Below are 24,379 nucleotides of genomic sequence, written 5' to 3' on the forward strand. Positions count from 1 at the left end.
TTGTGTTGCAAAAACTAGGGCAGGTCTGGTAGAAATGTGGTTATGTCAATAGTCTTGTATGAAAGTTAGCCCATTAATGAACCTAAAAGAACCGTTTAAATGGCGTCATTTTCAATCCGAGATCATCCTGCTATGTGTGCGGTGGTACTTGAGATATCCACTCTCGTATCGAAACTTGGAAGAAATAATGGTAGAGCGGGGACTATTGGTAGACCACACAACAGTGTATCGTTGGGTGCAAACTTATTCACCTGAAATTGAGAAGCGATGTAGACCGTACTTGAGCCAAACTAATGATTCTTGGCGAGTAGATGAAACATATATAAAGGTGAAAGGTGAGTGGAAGTATCTGTATCGAGCTGTGGATTCATCTGGTAACACTATCGATTCCACCGATTGGGGAGCAATCTGTGGAAAGCAAATTCTTTACCTGACTCTACGAAATAGCGATCGCACTGTGCCAGTTGCGTAAGTCCTGGGCTAGTACTTTTTCAGCCTCACATGAATCAACTGAGATCATAAAAGTCCCTCGCCCTTTATTCGAGCGTTTGAGGGATATTGCTGTTTATGCTGCTTAATTGGATAAAGTCGAGCTAAGAAGAAACGGTTCTTCGGCGAATGCATAATTCCTCAATCAACCTTTGTTAAATACAACAGTGTTGACTCAATAACACTCCTAAACCGAAACCAAAAACGGAAGTGAGTGTCAAAATTAGCCCAGTAAAGTATGCCGAAAGCATCACCCTTGAGGCGAATTTTTGTGCCCGAAAACAGCACTAAACTCTTCAGTTGAAAACTGAAGTTACTGAAAAAATCGATTTAGGTAAGTAAAAGTTATGGCAAATATCATTGGAACCAAGGGTAATGATACGCTAGTGGGCAGCGAGTTAGCAGACACGATTAACGGTCTTGCAGGCAACGATACCATCACAGCTAGCCAGGGCGACAACACCTTGATTGGTGGTGGTGGCAATGATCAATTTGTTTACAGTTCCTATAACGGCACTGATACTATCACTGATTTCGCTGGCGTCGGTAAAGGAACAAACCCGACTTCCGCAGTCATTGCCGAAGTGGACACATTAAAATTCCAGGACTATGACTTGTTCACTGCCCGAAATATGCTGCTGACTCAAAACGGCAGCAATCTGGAAATCACCTTTGAAGCACTTGTTGATGAAGATGCGCCTGGGACCGAAGTCATCCTGCAAAACTTCAAATTAGAAAACTTGGATAACCAGAAAGCTTCTGGAGCTAGATCAGCGATTGGCAATATCTTATTTAGTGGTCAAACTAGCATCACCGACAGCTTTAATGTCCTAGATGCCAACTCCACAGATACTAGCCTGGGCATCAAGAATACAGTGACCTTCCTTAATGACCTATCCAACAACATTACGGGTTTAGACGACTCAGATGATGTGGTTAATGGTCAGGGCGGTAATGACTCCCTCGACGGCAAAAGTGGCAACGACTTACTGCGGGGTGGTACAGGGAATGATACTCTCATTGGTGGTGTAGGCAAAGACACGCTCATTGGCGATGCCGGGGATAACTCCCTCTTTGGCGGTGCTGGGGATGATTATTTGAATGTTAACAATTCACAAGGCAATAACCTACTCTCTGGTGGCGATGGAAATGATGATCTATTTGCCCTTGGTAACTATAGCGCGTACCGAGGCTCAGTTTCATTTGGCAATCCGATCTCTGGCAATAACACCCTCAACGGTGGCGCTGGTGATGATAACTTGATTGCTAATTATTCAACAGGTAATAACACCCTCAACGGTGATGCTGGTGATGATCACTTGTATGTTGCATATTCAACAGGTAATAATCTGCTCTCTGGGGGCGATGGGAATGATTATCTTTCCGTTACTGGCTCCTCTGACGCCGGAGGTGGAGTTATTGTGAGATATTATGGCTCTGGCAATAACACCCTTAACGGTGGCGCTGGTGATGATAACTTGAATGCTAGTTATACAACAGGCAATAACACTCTCAACGGTGCTACTGGTGATGATAACTTCTATGTTGGTAATGCAGAAGGCAATAATCTGCTCTCTGGGGGCGATGGTAATGACTCTTTCAATGTAGGCATCCAATCTAACGGCTATGGAAACGGTATATATACTGATCCTTCTTCTTTAGTGACTCAAACAGTAGATGGAGGTATTGGTGATGATTTGTTGTCTGGCGATTACACGGATGCTACCGGAGGAATCACAACAACATTCAATACTACTACTAACATTGGATCAATTACAAAGGCCACGAATCGAGTTAGTTACAAAAATATCGAACGATTAAATATCTCAGGTACAGCCTACGATGACTTGATTGTGGGGAGCAATGGCAACGATACCCTCTCCACAGGCGATGCTGGCAACGATACGATAGATGGGGGTAAGGGCGACGATTTGTTGTCCGTCTATTACATAAATCCTACCAAAGGAATCACTTCGACATTCAATGCTACTACTAACATTGGCTCAATTACGGTGGGCACGAGTGGAGTTAGTTACAATAATATCGAACGATTAAATATCTCAGGTACAGCTTACGATGACTCGATTGTGGGAAGCAATGGCAATGATACGATAGATAAGTTCGGTGGTGGCAATGATACGATAGATGGGGGTAAAGGTGACGATTTGTTGTCCGTCAATTACCACGCTGTTAGCAATCTTACCAAAGGGATCACTTCGACATACAATGCCACTACTAACATTGGCTCAATTAGGGCGGGCACGAATGGAGTTAGTTACAAGAATATCGAACAATTAAATATCTCAGGTACAGCCTACGATGACTTAATTGTGGGAAGCAATGGCAATGATACGCTCTCATCAGGTGACTTCTCTAGTAGCGGTGGCAATGATACGATAGATGGGGGTAAGGGCGACGATTTGTTGTCCGTCGATTACATAAATGCTACCAAAGGAATCACTTCGACATACAATGCCACTACTAACATTGGCTCAATTACGGCGGGCACGAATGGAGTTAGTTACAAGAATATCGAACAATTAGATATCTCAGGTACAGGCTACGATGACTTGATTGTGGGAAGCAATGGGAATGATACCCTCAGGGGTGATTTTGGCAATGATATCCTCACAGGTGGCAAAGGTAATGATACTCTTTATGGAGAAGATGGTACTGACACCTTTGCTTTCAATAGTTTCAATGAAGGTGTTGATAGTATTGATGACTTCAACTTTTTCGACTATCAATCGAAAACGACTAATGAACTGATTCAGGTATCGGCTGACGGTTTTGGTGGCGGGTTATCATCAGGTTTACTTAAGGCAAATCAGTTTACTATCGGAACATCTGCAACCACTAACACTCAGCGATTTATATACAACAGCGCTACAGGTGGATTGTTCTTTGACCTTGATGGTAGTAAATCTGGGTTTACTCAGGTACAATTTGCACAATTATCTACTGGATTGTCACTAACCGAAAACAATTTTGTGGTTGTTTAATTTTTATTAGTGCTTTGCCATCAACAAGCGGTACGTTTTGCGAGGTGCTATTTTTAGCATCTCGCAAACGATGGTACTGAATGCAAGCTATTTTGGTAAGCGATAGCGATTCTTGTACAGATATTAAGATATTGCGATGCCTGCGGTAAATGCTTGCCGAAGCGTCGTCATCTCTAAACCGGAAGCGACACCGAATAGCCTAACTAATAGACTTATCCGTAAATGGCAAATGTATACAGTAAAAGGATTTTAGTGATTATGATTATAGGGGAATCTGCGTTAGCGTAGCTCGTCGTAGACATCGCTAAACTAGGTATACGCAAGAATAGGGCTTTGAGCATAAAATATGGCTAAATATCACTTTATGGGCAAAATATTGGTGTGAATAAAATTTATTGTTTCCTAAACAATTTAAATATTAATGGTTCGTAAAACCAAACAATTAAGCCGTAGTCTTACTAACCCACAAATTGTCATAATGACCTGGCTATATTTCTGACGAGCTAAACGAAATTTATCACTGGCAACTCGAAATATTTTTACTTTCCTTAATCATTTGTTCAACACCTATTCTTCTAGACGATAACTGCTGGGTTTCTTTTTTTTGGAATTCCGAAATTTCTTTTTTTCTCAGTTTTTTGTAAGGTGTAGTATTTGCTGACTCTCCTATATAAGCTTTATCCCCAATAAACTTCTGTTCGGAATCAAATTTACCTCGTGTTTCTCGGAATCAATTAATATCACTTTTTTTTCCTAATTGACCAATATAAATGTCAACAATATCTTCTCCTTTGGGTAACACAATAAACTGGTTTTTCAGAGTATGCATCTTTTTCTTGCCGGAGTAGTACTGTTTTTGTTCTTGATAGTCTACAGGCCTTTCTATAGCTTGTTCTGCGCTATCTACAATCAATTCATGTTCACATAGAATCTTACGTAGGTCTTGATATTTCTGACTATCTTTTTCTACCTCTTCCATTTGAGAAGCTGGTAAGATATCTCTCAAAACTTTCACCCAATAGTTAAATGCATCATTAGCTTTAGAGCTGATTCGTAAACAAAAGCTTAAGATGCCATTCGCTTGACCATCAGACGAATCAATGAGCCATAAATCATGGCTTCACTTAACTCTGTGTACAATTCATAATCCTTACTTAAACGCCGAAATCGATTCAGCCACCCAAATGTCCGTTCCACAATCCATCGTTTTGGCAATCGCTCAAATGTTTTCGATATCCTTTCAATCACCTCAACACGAACGTGCTCGCCACAAACCTTCTTAACGGCTTGAGCAAAGTTTTCCCCTGAATAGCCCTGATCTACCCAAACAACTTCCAATTTAGACAATTCACGACTCCGCTTCATGCAGTACCACCACAGCACCTAAACGTTCTGAGGCATTGGCTTGAGTAACTAAAACGCCAATCAACAACCCTTGAGAATCTACAACTATATGGCGCTTACGCCCTTTAACCTTCTTACCACCATCGAAACCGTAGACCTCCCACGCCAGTTGCTTCAAGTCGGTAGAGCCGCCCAACGCACTGGCTCCTTTTTTTCCGTGGTCTTCACCGATTGAGAATCAGCGATGTCTACGACGGGCTACGCCTACGCAACGGTAGAATGTTCATCTCGTCCTAAATCTTGCCGCAGGAGAGGAATGGAAGCGGGGTTTTTAGTATACTTTACGACTTTTCAAACATCCTCTCAATGAAAACAGATTTGCGATCGATGTTGTGATCGGGTCAATAAACAAAACTCACGTTAATCAAAGCCAATTCCTTCCATCCAGTGTCCAATTTGATCGCGGCTAGTATCTGCAATTGGCTTTAGGAGAGAAACTTGTCAAGAAAAAATTGAGTTGATTGGCAAACAGGAAGGTTGGAGAGTATTACATTGTAACCGCAACTCTTTTTTTGATGTTATTGAGTTATGGTTGGAAAACAAAGTCATGATAGAACTACTCACACCGGAAATGACTGCTCAATATTTGGCGGTAATGCAGCCATAAAATTTGAAGAAAGTTTTTAATTCATAATTCTGCTGCTGCTATTTTAACAACACCAATCACTAACTTAAAAAGCTAAAAACAGAAATCCTAGTATTGTTTAACAGTGTTAGGATTTTCCTTTAGGAATTGACCCTTCAATTCCCTCAACATACCAATCCATTGCTAGTTGTCCCTGATCATCCAACACCTTACCCTTTGGTACTCGCACCACCCCTTTTTGGTCTTTCACCGGACCATCAAAAGGATGTGCAGTACCCTGAATAAACTCATCGCGCTTCGCATTCACCAATTGTTGCACATCATCTGGAATCGTCTGATTCATCGGGGAAATATCCACCATTCCTTGACCAATCCCATCCCAAACCTCTTGAGACTTCCAAGTATTACTCATTACAGCCAAGGCTTTATCTGTATAGAATTTACCCCATTTGTTAATAGCTGATGTCAGGTGGGCTTTTTGACCAAACTTACTCATATCAGTGTTGTAGCCAAAAGCATAAATGCCTTTTTCTTCAGCTAATTGGACAATGGCACCAGAGTCGGTATGCTGCGTTAGTATATCCGCACCTAAATTCATCAAAGCTTGAGCCGTTTCTCTTTCTTTAGCTGGATCGTACCAACTTTGTACCCAAAGTACCTTAACTTTTGCTTGGGGATTTGTTAGCCTTACTCCTTGAGTGAATGCACTGATTCCTCGAATTACTTCTGGAATTGGGTATGCGCCAATAAAACCAACTACATTCGATTTTGTCATCTTGCCAGCAATCATGCCGGTTAAGTAACGCGGTTCTTCAAAGCGTCCTAGATAAGTACCGACATTGGCAGCACGTTTGTATCCCGCACAGTGTTCAAAGACAACATAACTAAAGTCCTTAGCAACTTTAATTGTTGGGTTCATGTACCCGAAGGAAGTTGTAAAAATCAACTTGTTACCATCTAATGCTAGTTGGCGAATCACCCTTTGGGCGTCAGCACCTTCGTTAACATTTTCGACAAAAGTAGTTGTTACCTTATCTTGAAGATTGGCTTCCATGTCTCTGCGGCCTAAATCATGGGCATAAGTCCAGCCAAAATCACCCACAGATCCCACATAAACAAATCCCACCTTCAGAGGTTCATTTACCGCTACAGGCGAAGCTGAGGGAGACACCTCACCCTGCGATTTGGAATATTTGCCTTGAACACAACTAGTTAAAGCAAAGCTAGATCCTGCTAAAGTGACATACTTTAGAAAATTCCGACGATCCATATTTTATCGATGGTTTAGTTGCTGAAAAAGATTTTTTTGATTTCTAGTAACGACAAATACACTATTGAGTTAATTTTAGCTCTTGTCTTTTGCCGTCAACTTACTTACAAAAGAAAGCAAATAATGGTTGAATTGGGCATGGGGAATGGGGGAATGGCACTAAGTTAGGCAGGGGGAGCAAATAAAGCAGGATAAAGGGGATAAGGAAAAAGTTTCTTTCCTAATGCCCAATCTTTTTTACTAACAACTCCCACAAGGGGATGCGGTTTACTGGAGGTTTTTAATGAACTTATTTGAGCTTTTAGCAGGGGAAGACAATCATCCAGCCCTAGTCTCGCCTGAGGGGCGATCGCTAACCTATAAGCAATTGCGCGAGAATGTTGTTGGACTGGTATCCCAACTCAACAACTTTGGATTGAAACCAGGAGAACGCATTGCCATTGCCATGACTAACGGTTCACCAATGGCTATTACCTTTTTGGCTGCCGCCCTGTGTGGCACTGCTGCACCCTTGAATCCCAAATATAAGCAAGAAGAATTTGCCTTCTACTACGAAGATACCCAAGCAAATGCACTGATTACTTTGTCTGGGGGGCCAGAAGCAGCTATTGCCGCCGTCACATCCAACATGATGCTGATTAATGCCAAGGTAAACACTGACGGCACATTGAGCTTTGAATTAGTCAAAACAGGCTTAGAACCAGCAGAATCCTTTAATCCCGCAGCCCCCAACGCCGATGATATGGCAATGATTCTCCACACTAGCGGCACTACCAGTCGTCCCAAGCGTGTGCCGATTCGTCATCGTAACTTAATCGCCTCAGCCAGCAACATCATTGCTGCTTACTCACTCACCGCAGCTGACACTACACTTTGCCTAATGCCCCTGTTCCACATTCACGGATTGGTAGGCTGCTTGCTGGCAACCCTGGCATCGGGTGGCACACTAATTTGTCCCAATGGTTTTAATGCCCTAGAGTTTTGGAAACTGGTAGATACCTACAAACCTACCTGGTACTCCGCAGCGCCAACCATGCACCAGACAATTTTGGCCCGCGCTAGCCGCAACACAGAAATTGTCAAAGCTAACCGCTTTCGTTTTATTCGCTCTAGTAGCGCTTCCTTGCCCCCGATTATCATTGAACAGCTAGAGGCAACTCTCAATGCTCCTGTGGTGGAATCTTACAGCATGACTGAGGCATCTCACTTAATGACCACCAACCCCCTACCGCCAAAAGTACGCAAACCAGGTACTGTAGGTTATGGCTTCGGTGTGGAAGTCGGCATTATGGACTCCGAAGGCAACCTATTATCTCTCTTAAGCTTGGGCGAAGTGGTGGTAAAAGCACCCAATGTCATAGATGGCTACGAAAACAACCCAGAAGCCAACGCTACAGCTTTTGTAAACGGTTGGTTCCGCACAGGTGATCAGGGCACACTGGATAAAGACGGCTACCTTTGCTTGACTGGACGGATTAAAGAATTGATTAACCGGGGTGGGGAAAAAATTTCTCCCTTAGAAGTGGATGATGTCTTGCTGCGCCATCCCGCCGTCGCCGAAGCCTTGTCCTTTGCCGTCCCCCATAAATCTTTAGGAGAAGATATCCACGCCGCTGTTGTCCTCAAGGCAGAAGCTGGCGAAAAAGAACTTTTAGCTCACTGTTCAACCATGCTGGTAGACTTCAAAGTTCCTAAGCAAGTTCACATTTTGGATCAACTACCTCGTGGTGCTACCGGGAAACTGCAACGGTTGGCTATGGCGAAATTGCTTAACATCGGGCAGTAGTGAGATCAGCAATCATTTGTTAGATCTACGACTAGCTTGGGTCAATGGACGCCTATTGTATGCAAACCAAAAGATATTGCCTTCTTGATGGGCTACAAGGCAACTCTATTTCAATGTAAGAGTTCAAACGACTGGTTAAGTCAGCGCTTGACATGATTCAATAGTACATTTAAACTATTAGTTAATTAACCGCGCGGTTAAATAAAAATGTCTACCGATCAACTGAGCGTCATCTTTGCCGCCCTTGCCGATCCCACACGGCGTGCGATCCTGGCTCACCTCGCCAAGGGTGAGGCATCGGTCACTGAGTTAGCCAAGCCCTTCGAGATGAGTCTTCCTGCAATTTCTAAGCACCTCAAGGTGCTGGAGCGTGCCGGATTGATCACGCGGAGTCGTAAGGCTCAATGGCGACCCTGCCAGATCGAAACACAGCCGCTCAAGGACGCGGCGGATTGGATCGAGCAATATCGCCAATTTTGGGAAGAGAGTCTTGATCGGCTGGATGATTACCTGCACGAATTACAAATCCAGGAGAAACAAAATGAGCAATAAAAATGATTCCACTGATGCTCAATCGGAACGCGAGATCGTTATCACCCGCGTTTTGGACGCGCCGCGCGAACTCGTGTTTAAGGCATGGACTGATCCGAAACACGTAGTGCAGTGGTGGGGACCAAAAGGCTTTACGACCCGGGTGACTGAATTGGATCTGCGTCCGGGCGGTAAATGGCGCTACGTCATGATTGGCCCAGACGGCACGGAGTACCCGGCCAAAGGCGTCTTCCGCGAAATTGTACCCTTTGAACGGATTGTTACTAGTGATGAATTTGATGAAGGTTTTGAAAAGGTCATGAACGCTGATCTGCCAAGGGGAATGGTTACGACGGCGGTTTTCGAGGATTTGGGCAGTAATACCAAACTCACACTCAGAATTATGCATGAGTCTGCTGAGGAGCGTCGCAAGCATGAACAGATGGGGGTGATCGAAGGCTGGAACTCCAGCTTTGACTGCCTCGACGAGTTATTGGCGAAGTTTTGAGTCTTCCTTTTCACCGATGAGACGGTCAACTAGCAGTCTGCATGAAACGACTCAAGCGGAACATTAGTGTCGGCTTGCCGAGACTTCATTCACGTAAATGAGCTTTCAAAAGGAGAAAACATGGCTACTAAAATTTTCGTGAATCTCCCAGTAAAAGACCTCAATTGGTCTGTCGAGTTTTTTAGTAAACTTGGCTTCAGTTTTAACGCCCAATTTACTGACGAGACGGCTACCTGCATGATCGTGAGCGATGACATATTCGTCATGCTATTGACTCACGAAAAATTCAAGACTTTTACTCCCAAAGAAGTCTCTGATGCCACGAAAAGCACAGAAGTGCTTGTGTGTTTATCTTCCCAAAGCCGAGAAAAAGTCGATGAAATGGTTCGTAAGGCAGTCACCGCCGGCGGAACAACCTACAATGAACCACAAGACCACGGTTTTATGTACGGACATGGTTTTAGTGACTTAGATGGCCATATTTGGGAAATTATCTATATGGAGCCAAGCCCAAGAAATTAAGATTGAAAATGCGATGACACAATGCGCTCTCCAAGGCGCAAAGCCGACCGTCTTGCCTCGGCTTTGCTATGGCAAAACGTCGGACGTCGGCGAACTGGGGCGTTATGCTGCCTGAGTGACCGCTGAGGGCAGCATTTGGAGATCATCTGTCGTTACTTCTGGATCTGAGCAAGAGGAGGAAGAACCACAAGATTGAATCCCTATATTATTCGCGATGGAAACTCACTAATAATATAGGGATTCTTTTATTTTTGCAAAATCAGGATGCTCGCTCTCCTTTTATGTTCTAAACACTTAGTTTTACTCCAGTTAAGTGGATAACTCCTCCTTTAAGGAAAATTTTAAGATTGTCTATGTTTAAAAGTACATTTGTGAATGATAAGTTAAGTTTATCGGCTGTAGCGATAATTGTTCCTCCCGATATAGATTCCTCTTCATTATCAAGTAATTCCACAAACATATTTTCAGTCTCTAAATTTGAGATCAGCATTGAGTTACTCCTGGTAATTTTTAAAAATCTTCCGATAGTCTCTGATTTTTATTATCAAATACTAAAAATAGATTATTAAGCATGTTCCAGATAAAAATTTAAATATGTAACATAAATTAACTTAACATTAGATAATTAAAAATTATTTGTGTATCTAGGTGTGAGGAGACAAACATTTAATGATGAGCCAGTTGTAGCGTTCGCGCAGCGTCTCGTAGAGAAGCGATGACTGAGCGCTCCTCCTAGATGTATAACTTTGACCCTGGAGTACAGACGTTCCTTTTGGGACGAAATACAGAGAAGAATTTATCCCCTTGATGATTGTCTGCTAAACATTAGTTCTAGTTCTGAGCAAGAGTCAGAATAACCACAAGATTGAATCCCCAGATTATTCGTGAGTCTACATTGCGAATAATCTTTCTTATTTTATTTTTGCCAAATTGGGATGCTCCCTCTAAACTTACTTGCATAGGCATGTAATAGGCAAAGTTCAAGAAGGATCTTAAAATCATACTGAGTTTTTTAAAAAATAAAATATGAATCCTTGATGCCTCTTATAATAAACATAAATGTTTCTGAGAAGATGGATATATAACAGAATAAGAAAGCCGTGGATTCTTCCGTAACAGAAGTAGATTTAACCCTCCATATTCGTTGAACGATTGAAAGTGAGCCTGATTATGGACTGTATTAATACTCACCAAGTTTAACGAATTATAACAATACTATTTTTAGTAACTTGGGATAAGCGATACACTAAGGAAAATTCCTTGAGGAAGCGTTGATGGCACGGTCAAACGGGGTTAAAGATGAAACATCTGCACAGGAATTGCCGACAATTTCAGACAAAGATACAGTGACAATTGAAGATTCGCTTGAAGATTCGCCCGAACCAGTAGAGGATACCCAGGATATTGACGACATCTTGAACTCACTCAAAAGCTTACTGAGTAACCTAGAAAAGCTCCAAAAAGTCCGTCAGGAAGTGGGCGACATCAAACCGTTAATTGGGCGGCTGCTTGATGGGGAACTGGTTGCTGGTGAAGAACTTGAGCAACTCAAGGCAGGTGTGAGCAGTCTTTCTCGCCTTGTTCGTGCTTATAATGACCATCAAGCAGCGTTGGCTAAAGCACAACCTGCTAGAAACTTGCTAGATCAAGTGCTCAAAGAGCGTAAAGCTAATTGAGATAAGAAGCGATCGCCTTTTTTAAGGAAATGCGATCGCCTCTCCATCATTTCAAATCACAGCTTCTTGGCGTTGACAATCAAAACCACCACGAAGCAAAATAATAAATATCTAAATGAATCAACAATTAGAGTTGCCATTTCAGAAATTTTCTTCTAACATTTCTAAATCCTTTGACAGTTCATCTACATTCATCGATAACATGAAATTGCCAGTTCATCGATGGTTTAGATTTAGTGCAGGTTTCTCTGCACAATGTGTCGAAACTATAATTACTCAATTTAAAGAAAGAGGAGAAACTACTGTCTTAGATCCATTCGCTGGTTCTGGTACAACCTTACTTGCATCTGAAAGGCTTGGAGTTGAATGTTTTGGAATTGAGGCTCATCCTTTTGTTGCGCGTATAGCAAGAGCTAAACTTTTATATAAAACTGATGCTGATAAATGTTAAGTGGAAAAATCGCAAGCACAGAGTTCCTCTTTGCGAAGGTTGTTTGTGGGTTTACGGATAGGCTAATCACAACATAAAATATTTTGCACAACTGTAATGGCAGAATCATTGTCAACATAAATGGGGTCAGATTTTAGGGAGTCTCATCCAAGAATTTATTTGTGAGACACTTCAGCAAGTGGCCGATGAGCATGGTTTTTACTTGGACTATCAGAGGAAGCGTAAGGTACGAATTAGTAAAAAGGTATCATGGCAGGATCGCTACGGTAATTATCATGACCTTGACTATGTACTGGAGCGGGGAGGTACAGAAGACACTCTCGGTCTTCCAGTGGCATTTATTGAGATTGCATGGCGGCGTTACACCAAGCATTCTAGAAATAAAGTTCAAGAAATTGAAGGAGCGCTTATTCCTTTGGCAGACACCTATAGTCACCTTAACCCATTTTTAGGTGCTATTCTAGCAGGTGTATTTACTCAAGGAGCGCTTGACCAATTAGAATCTAAAGGCTTTAAAATTCTGTATCTTAAAAGTATGAAAATATCGTGAAATCATTTACATCAGTTGGGATAAGTGCATCTTTCAATGAAAGTACATTAGAAGCAGAGTTTCAAAATAAAATTGAACAATTGAAAAACTTATCAACGCCAGATATTAATAATATAAAAAATCAAATACTAAGTCTGGGAAAATCTCAAATAGATAAATTTATCAATATTTTAGAACAATCCTTTGCTAGACTAGTCCAACAGGTAAATGTCATTGTTCTCTACGGACTATCTCAGCAAGCTGACACTATTAATAACGCAATTGAATATATCCAAAATTATCCAGATAATCAACCTACGTTTGCCTCAGCTATGAAGTACGAGATTGACATTCGTAATAATAACAGCGACATAATTCATGCAAGGTTTAAAAATAAAACTTAAGTACTAAAATTTCTGAGAACATTTGTTTAAAGCTCCAATTAAATAATTCGTAAATAAGTGATAATGAACGTTGCACCCGCCATTGTAGTACTAGGTCAAAATAGCGTGACATTAGCACGCAAAATAATCACTGTCCTACCAGGGGCAACATTATACGGTCTAGCGGGTCGCACATCCGGAGTTGATGTCAGCTTTACTAATTTTGGCGAGACGTTGCGCGAGTTATTCGCCCAAGGAACGCCACTGATTGGCATTTGTGCCGCCGGCATTTTAATTAGGACGTTAGCTCCCGTACTCTCGGATAAACAACAGGAACCACCAGTGCTAGCTGTGGCTGAAGATGGTAGCGCTGTTGTGCCCCTCTTGGGCGGACTTGGTGGGGTAAACGATTTGGCCCGCCGCATTGCCGAAGCGCTTGATGTCAAGCCTGCAATTACGACCACAGGCGACCTACGTTTGGGTACAACGCTGTTGTCTCCTCCCCCTGGATACCATTTAGCAAACCCAGACCATGCGAAGAAATTTATCTCAGATTTACTAGCTGGGGCGCAAGTCAAATTAGAAGGCACAGCAGCTTGGTTGAGCGATAGTAAACTGCCCATCGATCCAAAGGGAGATTTGACCATTCAAGTTACAGAACGTCTGGTGACTCTTAAAGCTAACTGCCTTGTCTATCACCCAGCAACTGTAGCGATCGCAATTAGTGGCATGATTGGCTATGCAGATGATCCAGTCGCTTTAGTACAGCAGCTACTAGCTGATGCCAGACTTGAAAGAGCATCAGTCGCCGGGATATTTGCACCGATCACCGCTGCTGCCGAGCCAGCAATCCACGCCGTAGCTAGCGCCTTTGGAGTGCCTGCCCGCTTTTTTACCCCAAATCAGCTAGAAAGCCTACTTTCACAAGGTTATAGCCCTACCCAAGCCGCAGCGATCGCCGCCACAGGCACATATCCCTTATCTGCTTCATCTTCCCACATCGCGATCGCCATTGCCCCTCAACCAATTGACCCCAATATCACAGGTCAGCCACGCGGACGGTTAGCGATTATTGGCACGGGCCCTGGTGGATCGCAATGGATGTCTCCAGAAGTCAAGGAGATACTCAAGTCAGCAACTGACCTAGTGGGTTACAAAACTTATTTAGATTTAGTTGGTTCTCTGGCTGATGGCAAGCAACGGCATGAGTCCGACAACCGCCAAGAAGAAGCACGGGCAAAAATGGCCCTTGATTTAGCGGCATCTGGACGATATGTAGCTGTAGTTTCATCTGGTGATCCCGGTATCTATGCAATGGCAACAGCGGTTTTCGAGGTATGCGATCGCTATGCCAAACCCGAATGGGACAGTATCGACATTCATGTCGCACCAGGCATCTCAGCCATGCAGGCAGCAGCAGCAGCGATTGGTGCGCCTCTTGGGCATGACTTCTGTGCTATTTCCCTCTCTGACATCTTGAAACCTTGGTCTGCGATCGCACAACGAATTGCCGCTGCTGCCGAGGCTGATTTCGTAATTGCTTTCTACAATCCTGTTTCCAAAGAGCGTACCTGGCAACTGGCAGAAGCAAGAAATATTTTACTGCTACATAGAACACCGGATACACCAGTAGTGTTGGCCCGGAATCTCGGGAGACCAGGACAGACGGTGAAAGTGATCACACTTGACCAGTTAGCACCAGCAACCGCTGATATGCGGACAATTATTCTCATTGGTTCCACAAAAACCCAAACCATCAAGCGCGGCGATGGTAATATCTGGGTTTATACACCTCGTCGTTATACCGATGCCTAAAAGTGCCAGAGCATCGCGATATTAGACTTCTTGGCATTGTCGGGAACTGGGGTTGGGGAAAGGGGGAAAGGTTTTGTATTTTCCCCTTTCCCCTTAACATCAACCTTTTTCCCATAAGAGTGCAAAAAGCACTTTTGCAAGAGGTCTAATGACCACCGTCAGGTTGGGAATGGCATCTTATGGGTACTAAGAACCGGGGCAGGTGGCGGGATCTACCAGAACGTTACCGAAAGTGGGAAAGCGTAGCAACAGGTTTTATCGGTGGCAAAAAGCCGCAGTCTGGAACAAACTCTTAGAACACCTACAAGCGATCGCCTCAAGCTTGCGGGCGCGTAGCGCCCACAGAGCCATACTACATTGTAATGCGTGTTTACCACGTTGCCGCCCATTTTTACGAATGTTAAGTTGATGCATATCTTGGACATTTCATACAGTGTGCCCGACTGCGGTGTAGGTCAAACAGCATTCCAGCTACATCAAAGGTGGGATAGCACTTGTATTTTTAACAAAAATTCCATACTTGCTACAACTGGTCAAAATTTAAATTTATTGCTCAAAAATTGAAGACAGATGCTCCTAAGATAACTTTATAATATCAGCGACAAATCTCATTTGTTCATAAAGAATTTAAGCAGAATTTAGGAATTTTTTTTAAATCTCATACTAGACTGATTGTTAATTATTTTAGATGATTATTAAAAATGGTATTACAACCCCAAAAATCCTTAGAAAAAGGTAGTTCCCAGTCTGTAAAACTATCACAAATAGAAGCACGAGTCAAAGCAGCAGAATCCCATAAAATTGTCGCTATCACCGTTGAGAAAATTCGTCAATCTCTTGACTTAGAATATATTTTCCAGACAACCACTCAAGAAATCAAGCAATTGTTAAACTCTGACCGCGTGGTTTTATATCGTTTCAATCCCGATTGGAGCGGAACATTTGTGGCTGAATCCTTAGCACAAGGGTGGTTACCTCTGATTCAGCAGCAGGTGCATCAACCAGAATTAGTAGAGAATGTCAGTGAATGTAACTTGAAAAATTTATCTATTCCTCCAATTGTGGATACTTACTTAAAAGATACACAGGGAGGACGCTTTTCTAAAAATGAAACGTATCGCGTTTGTCACGATGTTTATAGTGCTGGCTTCAGTAAGTGCTACCTGAAAATTCTAGAGCGATGTCAGGCAAGAGCTTATGTAATTACCGCTATTTATCAAAGTCAACAACTTTGGGGACTGCTGGCGGTTTACCAGAACGATGGTCCTCGAGAATGGCAAACAGATGAAGTATATATACTGACCCAAATTGCTTCTCAGCTAGGTGTAGCATTACAGCAGGCAGAATTACTCAAACAAACTCGAAGTCAAAAGGAAGAACTTGCCACAACTCTCAAAGACTTACAACAGGCTCAAGCTCAGTTAGTTCAAAGTGAGAAAATGGCTAGTTTGGGGCAATTAGTAGCTGGAATTGCCCATGAAATTAACAACCCAGTTAGCTTTATTTATGGCAACCTGAAACCGGCTGATGAATACACCCAAAATTTATTTTCACTGTTAGATCTCTATCAAAGACATTATCCCCAATCAGTCCAGGCAATTGAGGAGTTTGCAAATCTAATTGAACTAGATTTCTTAAGGTCAGACTTCCCCAAATTATTCAAATCGATGATCATGGGAGCGGAGCGGATTCGAGAGATTGTGCTTTCCCTGCGGACTTTCTCGCGTTTAGACGAAGCTGAAATGAAAGCGGTTGATATCCATGAGGGAATTGATAGTACGATGATGCTCGTTCAAAACCGCCTCAAGCCTACTAACCAGCGCCCGCAAATTGAAGTGATTAAAGAATACAGCAATCTCCCCTTGATTGAATGTTATGCTGGGCAGTTAAACCAAGTATTTCTGAATATTTTAGTAAATGCGATCGATGCTTTAGAAGATTCAGTGCTTAAAGGTCGGTGGGCAACACATAAACAATTAAAAATGGATAATCCCCGAATTTATATTCGCACTCAATTACTAACGCCAAATCAAGTCACGATTCACATTGGCGACAACGGACTGGGAATACCAGAAGATGCTTTAAAGCAAATATTTAATCCCTTTTTTACGACCAAGCCTGTTGGACAAGGTACGGGGATGGGACTGGCTATTAGTTACCAAATTATCACACAAAGACATGGCGGTTCTTTAGAATGCATTTCACAACCAGGAGTTGGTGCTGAGTTTATTATTCGCATTCCCCTGATTCAACAAGGTATTGATGCACCACACTCTATTTCCATTCTTGGGAACAATGCTTAATTTAGATGACTTTCAGCCTTAACCCAAGCGTATTGGCTTATTCTTGGGCATTCCATAATTTCAGCTTAGAATTACCACAGAGCAATACGACTGCATAAATCTTCTCCTGCATTGCAGCGATCGCCTAAATGGCACTGTCCCCTGAGTACGTTTCCCCTTGGGGTTGCATGACGGCATCGCGCTTCACTCCCGTCGCCAAGAAGCAATCCACACTCAGACAAACGGCAAAATGTCTTGGATTTCTCTACAAATTTGCTATATCTTAAGAGATCCTAACCTCTATCTTTGCCTAAACTTCTCATGGATATGCGCCGAATCATCAAAAAAAACTGAAAAGCTCCTGATCAAGAAAACAGACGCAACCCCAATAGAAGAATCTACTGTTGGCGAGAAGTGGTAATCATTCGGGTCTTAAATCGTTAGATAATTCCACAATACCCCTAGACCCATCAATCCTTACTCGTTGACCATCTTGCAGGAGCCATGTAGCGCCTCGAACATCCATCACTGCGGGAATCCCATATTCACGAGCAACGATCGCACCGTGAGAAAGCCGTCCACCAACTTCGGCAATTAATCCTCCAGCCCTTAATAACAAAGGTGCCCAGCCGGAATCTGTGTAAGGTACTACCAGAATCGTATCTCGGTCAATCTCTGGCAAGTCTTGTAAATTTCGCAACACCTTCACCTTACCTTCAGCTTGCCCGTGACTGGCTCCAATACCTTGTAAAATTTGGTCAGAATAGAGTGCAGAGGGAGCTAAAGGATGAGGGGGTGTATTGCCATAGACTAACAGAGGTACTTGAATTATCTGGCTATCTTGCAGAAATTGCGATCGCCTCAATTCCACTAACTTATCCAACTGCTCAATTAACCTGGAATCTCCACCCACAACTAGACGCCGCACTTCATCAAAGTTGAGAAAAAAGATATCTCCTGTTTTCTTGAGTAAGCTAGACTTTAGCCAAATCTTCTCTAAAGCGACAAAACTCCAACGCAATTCAGCCAAAAGCCGCGAATAAACTTCGGTAACTCGTCCTTTGATATCCACACGCCGTTGCACAAAAGAGCGTTTGCGCTTGCCATCAAAGATGCTATTAATCGCGTCTTTAGCGCCTGATTGTGGTTCGTTACCCTGCATTAACTGCACAAACATCTGCTTAATCATCTGGGGATTCTCCCGCCAAGTGGAAACGGAAATATCAGTTCCCACTTCACTTAGATAGCCGTAATCCTGAAGCAATTCGTCAAATTCTCGGAGGATCTTCTGTCCTTGGGGAGTTTGTTTCAACTGCTCAAACACCTGCTGTGGCTCAAACTCAAGCAATACTTCCTTGGCATCTGTAGCTAAAGCACTCAGCGATCGCAATGCCGCCACCTCTGGGGTGACGCTGTTATCAATTTGCCCATCCTTCACCCGAAAAATCCCCTGACGGAGGGCAGCGCTCAAGGGAGCTAAAATGCTGTAATACGTCCCTTGACGCAGCAACTCTAGGGTAAAGTCAATTCTTACCAACAGCTTGGATGGTTCAAAGTTATCTATATCTGACTGCGCCAATTGCGACAACCCAGGAATGAACCGTTTGTGATAATCCCGCTTGAAGTCTTTTTCTAAACTTAATTCCCGCCTTAGTAACTTCCCTAGTCCTGGCAAATTTTTCCAGGTTGACTCCCAAGACGGCTTACTTAATTTAGCTCCTCTGGTTAAAAATTCCAGACTTTCCGATGGTAGTCCCATGCGGATAAAAATATTCCCCAAGAGGGATGCATTAAAATAGGCTCTGGAATAGTGAAGAGTTGCTGTTTCGCTGAAATCTAACCCCAAGGCGCGTTCGCCCAAAACTAAAGTAAAAAGTTCTCCCCAAACTCCACAAGTTAAGGGACGATTAATTGACCATGTTAAGGGGTGAATTACTCCGGGAATTACTTCGGCGGCGATTTTGCGTGTCCACATGGGCAGCAGAGTGGTAATCGGTCGAGATTGCAATACCCAGAGTGTTTGACCGTCATAACTCCACTCTATATCTTGAGGAGTGCCATGATAGCGTTTTTCGATTCGGTAGGCTAAATATGCAACTTGTTTAATAAGTGCTTGTGGGACTCGTCCTTGACCCTCTAATTGCACAGAGGAAGAATTTTCTGTTTCAAGGACAAAAGCGCGATATTGTTCTGGTGTGACTTTTCCCGAAACGACTTGCGTCGGGCTTCCTGAAAGGGCTTCAATCATGATCGCATCACCTTGCTGAGTAATGGGATCACGGCTGAAAGCGACGCCAGAATATACACTCTGGACTTGTTGTTGAATCAGCACAGCCATTGCTGTGTCATTTAAGCCGCGATCGCGCCGATATTGCACGGCAGATGGCTGATTGTAGGAAGCTTGAACTTGGGCGATCGCTGACTGCAATGCCTGTGGGCTGGTAACATTTGAAACTGTTTCATACTGCCCAGCAGCGGAAGCCTGTTCTGAGTCTTCTCCAATGGCAGAAGAACGCACCACCAAGGGAGATAATTCTGAGGGCTGGAGAAATTCTGTCAACATTTCCGGATTGTCGATTGGGGCAAGTACCCACCCCTTTGGGACTGGATAGCCCCAGCGCTTAATTTGGGATAATGTAGCCGCCTTTTCTCCGACGATGGCAGCATCCAACTCTTCATCTAGAGAAACCATCACGCGATCGCCGCGTAAAAATTCCAACATCGCTTGCGATTCTGTTTGTGCCTCTTGGGCTGGCAGGTTTATATCATCAGGAATTTTTTTGTAAATCCAGCCCATTAAACCAGCTAAGGCAACAGCAGCAAAGATTCTGGGGATATCGCTAATGTGGAGAAGTGCCACAAACAGAGGAAAGAGAAGCAAAACCCCAAATTTGACTACCCGTCTTGATTGCAGAATTGTAAAGCTAATAACTGCAAAAAAAGATACGAATATTGCCACCAGTGGATCATGTACGACAAATCCCCAGACAACATTTGTCGTACCTGCCCCTCTGCCTATCCAGTATCTACCTATTACCAGAGCGATCAGCGCAATCAATTCCCAAGACGATCCCTCTGGGAAGAAAACGCGGGTGAGTAAGACTGCTGCAACTCCTTTAAAAGCTTCTGACAAAACTGCCAGAATTCCTACAAACCTACCGCCGTGATAAAAGGCAGCTGATACACTAATGTTTCCTGTACCAACTTGTGATAATTGCTTGCGCGTTAGCGCGTAAGTAATCCATGCAATCAGGGGTAATCCGCCCAAGAGGGGGCAGGCAATTAAAATAACTAAGACACCCCAAGGTTCAAACATTCTGGATTTTGGATTTTAGATTTAAATTTTCCATCTAAAACCTCAAATCTCAAATCTAAAGTTTTTCTGAAATTTTTGATGGTTAATAGGGCGTTTTTATTTACTAGTTACTTAATGGACACTTGGCTACGACGGAAACCGTTTTTGCCAGTGTCCTTCTAGACTACTAATGGTTTTAGTTTAGCGCATAGGCAGCTTGCAGCGCCCAGATGATCAGAGCAGCGATCGATCCCAGAAGCAACACGGTAGAGATAGTGACTACTTTTGGGGAATCTGCACCCTCAAATTTCATAATTCCTCGATTTAAGTCGGACACAGCTTTGTAATCCTCTTTTGTTGGAGCATGAGATATTTGTCCGTTTTGATTGTAGTCCTTCTATTTGCGGATGATGTTAAATTCCTAATATTATTTTGTTTAAGCTTGACAATATTTCCATCACCATAATTACTTATTTCTTTAGAGGTATTAATCTTATTTTTACAATGATTGGGAGTGGGGACTGGGAAGTGAGGAGCAGGGGAAGAAGAACTATTGATTATTGCCCAATGCCCCATACCCAATCTTGGTCAATATGTACTAAAATCAAGGACTTCAGTCACAAAGAGAGCAATCATGGCATCCATCCGCGAGTTGCACCAACAATTAGTTAAAAAAGAACGTTCTGCCGTTGAAATTACCCAAGAAGCTTTAGAGCGCATTCAAGCCTTAGAGCCGAAATTGCACAGCTTTTTATGTGTCACCGCAGAACGGGCATTAGAGCAGGCGGGTGCTGTGGATGCCAAAATTGCTGCGGGAGAAGAAATTGGGCTGCTAGCAGGCATTCCGATTGGGATTAAAGACAACTTATGTACTAAGGGAATTCCTACCACCTGCGCCTCCCGGATTTTGGAAAATTTCGTGCCGCCTTATGAATCAACGGTGACGCAAAAATTGGCAGATGTTGGGGCGGTAATGGTTGGCAAAACCAACTTGGATGAGTTTGCGATGGGTAGTTCTACAGAAAATTCTGCCTACCAAGTCACGGCTAATCCTTGGGATTTGTCACGGGTTCCGGGTGGTTCTTCGGGGGGTTCGGCAGCAGCTGTGGCCGCCCAAGAATGTGTGGTTGCTCTCGGTTCTGATACTGGCGGTTCGATTCGCCAACCTGCATCTTTCTGCGGTGTGGTGGGCATGAAACCGACTTATGGTTTGGTTTCCCGTTATGGTTTGGTGGCTTATGCTTCGTCTTTAGATCAAATTGGCCCATTTGCAAACTCAGTAGAAGATGCGGCAATATTATTAAGTGCGATCGCAGGTCACGATCCCAAAGACTCTACCAGCCTGAAAGTTGCTATTCCTAACTACGCCGCCAGCTTAAAACCAGACTTCAAACCTAGAGGCCAGCTAAAAATTGGTGTCATTCAAGAAACTTTTGGTGAAGGTTTAGACTCTGTAGTGGAACAAGCTATTACCAAAGCAGTAGATGAACTACAAGGTTTGGGAGCGGAGATTCAGATAATTTCCTGTCCCCGCTTTCGCTATGGCTTACCCACCTATTACATCATCGCCCCATCAGAAGCGTCAGCAAACCTGGCTCGTTACGATGGTGTTAAATATGGTTACCGCGCTCCTGATGCGGATAATCTGCTATCGATGTACACTCGTACCCGTGCCACTGGTTTTGGTACAGAAGTCAAACGTCGGATTATGATCGGCACTTACGCACTTTCGGCTGGTTATTACGACGCCTACTATCTGAAAGCACAAAAAGTCCGCACACTGATTAAGCAAGACTTTGAAAGGGCTTTTGGCGCGGTTGATGTGTTAGTTTGTCCCACATCTCCCACTACAGCATTCAAAGCAGGGGAAAAAACTACTGACCCCTTGAGTATGTATTTAACTGACTTGATGACTATTCCTGTGAATCTTGCTGGTTTACCTAGTTTAAGTTTGCCATGTGGTTTTGATGATCTGGGGCTACCGATAGGATTACAGCTAATTGGCAATGTGCTGCGAGAAGACCAACTATTTCAGGTAGCTTACGCTTATGAGCAATCCACTTCTTGGCATCTGCGTAAACCGCAAATATCTTGAAAATTGTTATTAGGCATTGGGAATTGGTTATTTTTCCCCTGCTCCCCCTGCTCAAGAACTGCCCATTTATCAGCCTGATTACTGTTCACTGATTATTGACCATTGACTGTTCACCACTGACTTTTGGAGTCAGGGATTCAGATCTAATTTGTGGTGGATTAAGTGTATATAAAAGACCAGCAGATGCAGCTACTAATAATAGAATGTAGGTAACAACAACAGGTATGTATGTATTTGGTTTGTTGTCTGAATCCTTATGATCATTATTGGAGTCATGGTGGACTACATTGCTTATAAGAGTATGTGATAAAGCATTTCCATCCAGTCCTAAAGCATCTCCATAGCGACGGATGAATCCTTGAACAAAAATAGGCTCAGGCAATTCTTCAAATCGTTCTTCTTCTAAAGCTTGCAAAATACCTGCTCGAATCAGTGTTTGAGAGGCTATTTCTTCTATGCGGATGGATTTTTCTTGTCTTACTTGTCGCAAGTGTGTAGTTATTTCCTTTAGCTGCTCTACTTGAGCTTCGTTTAAGAGCGTCACAGTCTTCTCCTGTATGGGCTAATTCTACTATTCATTGAGAAGACTTGAATGTGCATACGTAAATTTACTGAATATTTGTTTTTAGGATAAATTTTTTTGATAATGGCTTAATCCTGCATTTTTAAATGCTCAAGCGACACAAATTAAATAACATGTAGTTACAATCTATACTTTATAATTCTATAAATCAGGCATGAAAGTTAATAAACTGCAATTTATAATACAAGTATTTTTTCAACTGCTACTCTGGGCTGGGATAATTGCAGCGATCGCCTACTGTGCCATCTGTCTATTTCTTTTTATTGAGCAACCTCGATTCATTTTCTTTCCCTCTGCTGTGATTGAAAAGACACCAGAGTTTTTTAATCTCCCTGACGACGAGGTTTGGTTACCTGTAGGAGTTAAAACAGCTAAGGTAGAACACATTCACGGTTGGTGGATAGAAGCCAAGCAACCCAATGCTAAGGTATTACTATACTTACACGGTAACGGTATCAATATTGGCGCAAACATAGCTCATGCTAATCGGTTTCATCAGCTAGGGTTTTCGGTATTGCTGATTGATTATCGGGGTTATGGTCGCAGTGAGGGTATGTTTCCCAACGAAAAGCGGGTTTATGAAGATGCAGTCACAGCTTGGAATTACTTGGTGCAGCAACAAGAGATTCCACCCAGCCGAATTTTTCTTTATGGACATTCTCTAGGGGGTGCAATAGCTATCGATTTGGCAGTAAAACACCCACAAGCCGCTGGTTTAATCGTGGAAAGCTCTTTTACCTCCATCCGCGATTTAATAACTTATCGAAACATGTTTTGGATGTTTCCTGTGGATTTAATCTTGACACAGCGGTTTGATTCCATTAAAAAATTGCCAAACTTAAAAATGCCAGTTTTATTCATTCATGGCGCTGCTGATTCGACTGTACCCTCTTTCATGAGCCAAAAACTGTATGCCGTTGCTCCCGAACCAAAGCAACTATTGTTGGTTCCAGGAGCAGATCATAACGACACAGCAGTAGTTGCTGGTTTGCAATATTTGCAATGGGTAGAGTCTTTTGTGCAACAAGTGCAAGCTAGTAGCTATTTGAATTCCTGAGCATTCATCAGCTTCAACTAGCTTTGGGGACTTCCAAAAATTAAATTACTCAATTCCTGTAATCCAATACGACATCCGATTTCTTCTCCCCCTGCAACACCAGCTCCCCCTACTT

The 24,379-nt window shown here is 43.0% G+C and carries 19 protein-coding genes and 3 pseudogenes; 14 read left to right on the forward strand and 8 right to left on the reverse strand.

Annotated elements, in window-relative coordinates:
* Positions 1–76 precede the first annotated feature (76 nt).
* Together V7K85_RS12245 and V7K85_RS12250 are read left to right on the forward strand one after the other, a co-directional pair.
* Positions 77–388, forward strand: a pseudogene (locus V7K85_RS12245) (IS6 family transposase); the annotation flags it as partial.
* 448 nt (positions 389–836) lie between these two features.
* A complete protein-coding gene (locus tag V7K85_RS12250) occupies positions 837–3,491 on the forward strand; it encodes a beta strand repeat-containing protein (RefSeq protein ID WP_334813929.1) in 2,655 nt (884 codons plus the stop codon).
* Positions 3,492–4,008: 517 nt separating this feature from the next.
* Here the strand turns inward: V7K85_RS12250 and V7K85_RS12255 are convergent.
* The 3 genes and pseudogenes from V7K85_RS12255 to V7K85_RS12265 form a co-directional block, all read right to left on the reverse strand.
* A pseudogene (locus tag V7K85_RS12255) lies at positions 4,009–4,470 on the reverse strand (transposase family protein).
* 86 nt (positions 4,471–4,556) lie between these two features.
* Positions 4,557–5,093, reverse strand: a pseudogene (locus tag V7K85_RS12260) (IS5 family transposase); the annotation flags it as partial.
* 515 nt (positions 5,094–5,608) lie between these two features.
* Positions 5,609–6,751, reverse strand: a complete 1,143-nt coding sequence (locus V7K85_RS12265; RefSeq protein ID WP_334813931.1) for a BMP family ABC transporter substrate-binding protein — start codon at positions 6,749–6,751, stop codon at positions 5,609–5,611.
* Between the two features lie 283 nt (positions 6,752–7,034).
* On the opposite strand from V7K85_RS12265, the gene V7K85_RS12270 reads away from it, so the two are divergent.
* From V7K85_RS12270 to V7K85_RS12285, 4 genes are all read left to right on the forward strand, one after another.
* On the forward strand, positions 7,035–8,537 hold the full coding sequence (locus tag V7K85_RS12270; protein WP_334813933.1) for an acyl--CoA ligase: 1,503 nt from the start codon (positions 7,035–7,037) through the stop codon (positions 8,535–8,537).
* A gap of 207 nt (positions 8,538–8,744) precedes the next feature.
* On the forward strand, positions 8,745–9,089 hold the full coding sequence (locus V7K85_RS12275) for an ArsR/SmtB family transcription factor (RefSeq protein WP_334813935.1): 345 nt from the start codon (positions 8,745–8,747) through the stop codon (positions 9,087–9,089).
* Positions 9,079–9,576 carry an SRPBCC domain-containing protein gene (locus tag V7K85_RS12280; RefSeq protein ID WP_334813937.1) on the forward strand — a complete coding sequence of 166 codons (498 nt, stop codon included), beginning with the start codon at positions 9,079–9,081 and terminating at the stop codon, positions 9,574–9,576. Before V7K85_RS12275 ends, V7K85_RS12280 begins: the two co-directional genes overlap by 11 nt.
* 120 nt (positions 9,577–9,696) lie before the next feature.
* On the forward strand, positions 9,697–10,098 hold the full coding sequence (locus tag V7K85_RS12285; RefSeq protein WP_334813939.1) for a VOC family protein: 402 nt from the start codon (positions 9,697–9,699) through the stop codon (positions 10,096–10,098).
* Between the two features lie 286 nt (positions 10,099–10,384).
* Here the strand turns inward: V7K85_RS12285 and V7K85_RS12290 are convergent, their stop codons facing one another.
* Positions 10,385–10,588: a hypothetical protein gene (locus V7K85_RS12290; RefSeq protein WP_334813941.1), complete on the reverse strand. Its 204-nt coding sequence runs from the start codon at positions 10,586–10,588 to the stop codon at positions 10,385–10,387.
* Between the two features lie 784 nt (positions 10,589–11,372).
* On the opposite strand from V7K85_RS12290, the gene V7K85_RS12295 reads away from it, so the two are divergent.
* The 5 genes from V7K85_RS12295 to cobJ all read left to right on the forward strand — a co-directional run bounded on the left by V7K85_RS12295 (position 11,373) and on the right by cobJ (position 14,952).
* Positions 11,373–11,774, forward strand: a complete 402-nt coding sequence (locus tag V7K85_RS12295) for a hypothetical protein (RefSeq protein ID WP_334813943.1) — start codon at positions 11,373–11,375, stop codon at positions 11,772–11,774.
* Positions 11,775–11,889: 115 nt separating this feature from the next.
* On the forward strand, positions 11,890–12,225 hold the full coding sequence (locus tag V7K85_RS12300; RefSeq protein ID WP_334813944.1) for a DNA methyltransferase: 336 nt from the start codon (positions 11,890–11,892) through the stop codon (positions 12,223–12,225).
* Between the two features lie 178 nt (positions 12,226–12,403).
* Complete coding sequence (locus V7K85_RS12305; protein WP_334813945.1) at positions 12,404–12,775, forward strand: hypothetical protein; 372 nt, start codon at positions 12,404–12,406, stop codon at positions 12,773–12,775.
* Positions 12,772–13,158, forward strand: a complete 387-nt coding sequence (locus tag V7K85_RS12310; protein ID WP_334813946.1) for a hypothetical protein — start codon at positions 12,772–12,774, stop codon at positions 13,156–13,158. Before V7K85_RS12305 ends, V7K85_RS12310 begins: the two co-directional genes overlap by 4 nt.
* A 63-nt stretch (positions 13,159–13,221) precedes the next feature.
* Positions 13,222–14,952, forward strand: a complete 1,731-nt coding sequence (cobJ, locus tag V7K85_RS12315) for a precorrin-3B C(17)-methyltransferase (protein WP_334813947.1) — start codon at positions 13,222–13,224, stop codon at positions 14,950–14,952.
* A gap of 255 nt (positions 14,953–15,207) precedes the next feature.
* Here cobJ and V7K85_RS12325 read toward each other — a convergent pair whose 3' ends face one another.
* Positions 15,208–15,366, reverse strand: coding sequence for a hypothetical protein (locus V7K85_RS12325; RefSeq protein ID WP_334813948.1), 159 nt, complete (start codon positions 15,364–15,366; stop codon positions 15,208–15,210).
* A gap of 287 nt (positions 15,367–15,653) precedes the next feature.
* Between V7K85_RS12325 and V7K85_RS12330 the strand changes: the two genes are divergently transcribed.
* Complete coding sequence (locus V7K85_RS12330) at positions 15,654–17,255, forward strand: GAF domain-containing sensor histidine kinase (protein ID WP_334813949.1); 1,602 nt, start codon at positions 15,654–15,656, stop codon at positions 17,253–17,255.
* Between the two features lie 400 nt (positions 17,256–17,655).
* Here V7K85_RS12330 and V7K85_RS12335 read toward each other — a convergent pair whose 3' ends face one another.
* Positions 17,656–20,550, reverse strand: coding sequence for a glycerol-3-phosphate acyltransferase (locus V7K85_RS12335; protein WP_334813950.1), 2,895 nt, complete (start codon positions 20,548–20,550; stop codon positions 17,656–17,658).
* Positions 20,551–20,725: 175 nt separating this feature from the next.
* Positions 20,726–20,866, reverse strand: a complete 141-nt coding sequence (locus V7K85_RS12340; RefSeq protein WP_041565237.1) for a hypothetical protein — start codon at positions 20,864–20,866, stop codon at positions 20,726–20,728.
* 297 nt (positions 20,867–21,163) lie between these two features.
* Here V7K85_RS12340 and gatA point away from each other — a divergent pair, with 297 nt between their 5' ends.
* Positions 21,164–22,624 (forward strand): Asp-tRNA(Asn)/Glu-tRNA(Gln) amidotransferase subunit GatA, encoded by a 1,461-nt coding sequence (gene gatA, locus V7K85_RS12345; protein WP_334813951.1) that lies wholly within the window; start codon positions 21,164–21,166, stop codon positions 22,622–22,624.
* A gap of 85 nt (positions 22,625–22,709) precedes the next feature.
* Here gatA and V7K85_RS12350 read toward each other — a convergent pair whose 3' ends face one another.
* Positions 22,710–23,168, reverse strand: coding sequence for a helix-turn-helix domain-containing protein (locus tag V7K85_RS12350; RefSeq protein ID WP_334813952.1), 459 nt, complete (start codon positions 23,166–23,168; stop codon positions 22,710–22,712).
* 193 nt (positions 23,169–23,361) lie between these two features.
* On the opposite strand from V7K85_RS12350, the gene V7K85_RS12355 reads away from it, so the two are divergent.
* Entirely contained in the window at positions 23,362–24,264 is a 903-nt protein-coding gene (locus V7K85_RS12355; protein WP_334813953.1) for an alpha/beta hydrolase, read from the forward strand.
* Positions 24,265–24,379 lie beyond the last annotated feature (115 nt).

Source organism: Nostoc sp. (genome assembly GCF_036917615.1).
GTDB lineage: Bacteria > Cyanobacteriota > Cyanobacteriia > Cyanobacteriales > Nostocaceae > Nostoc.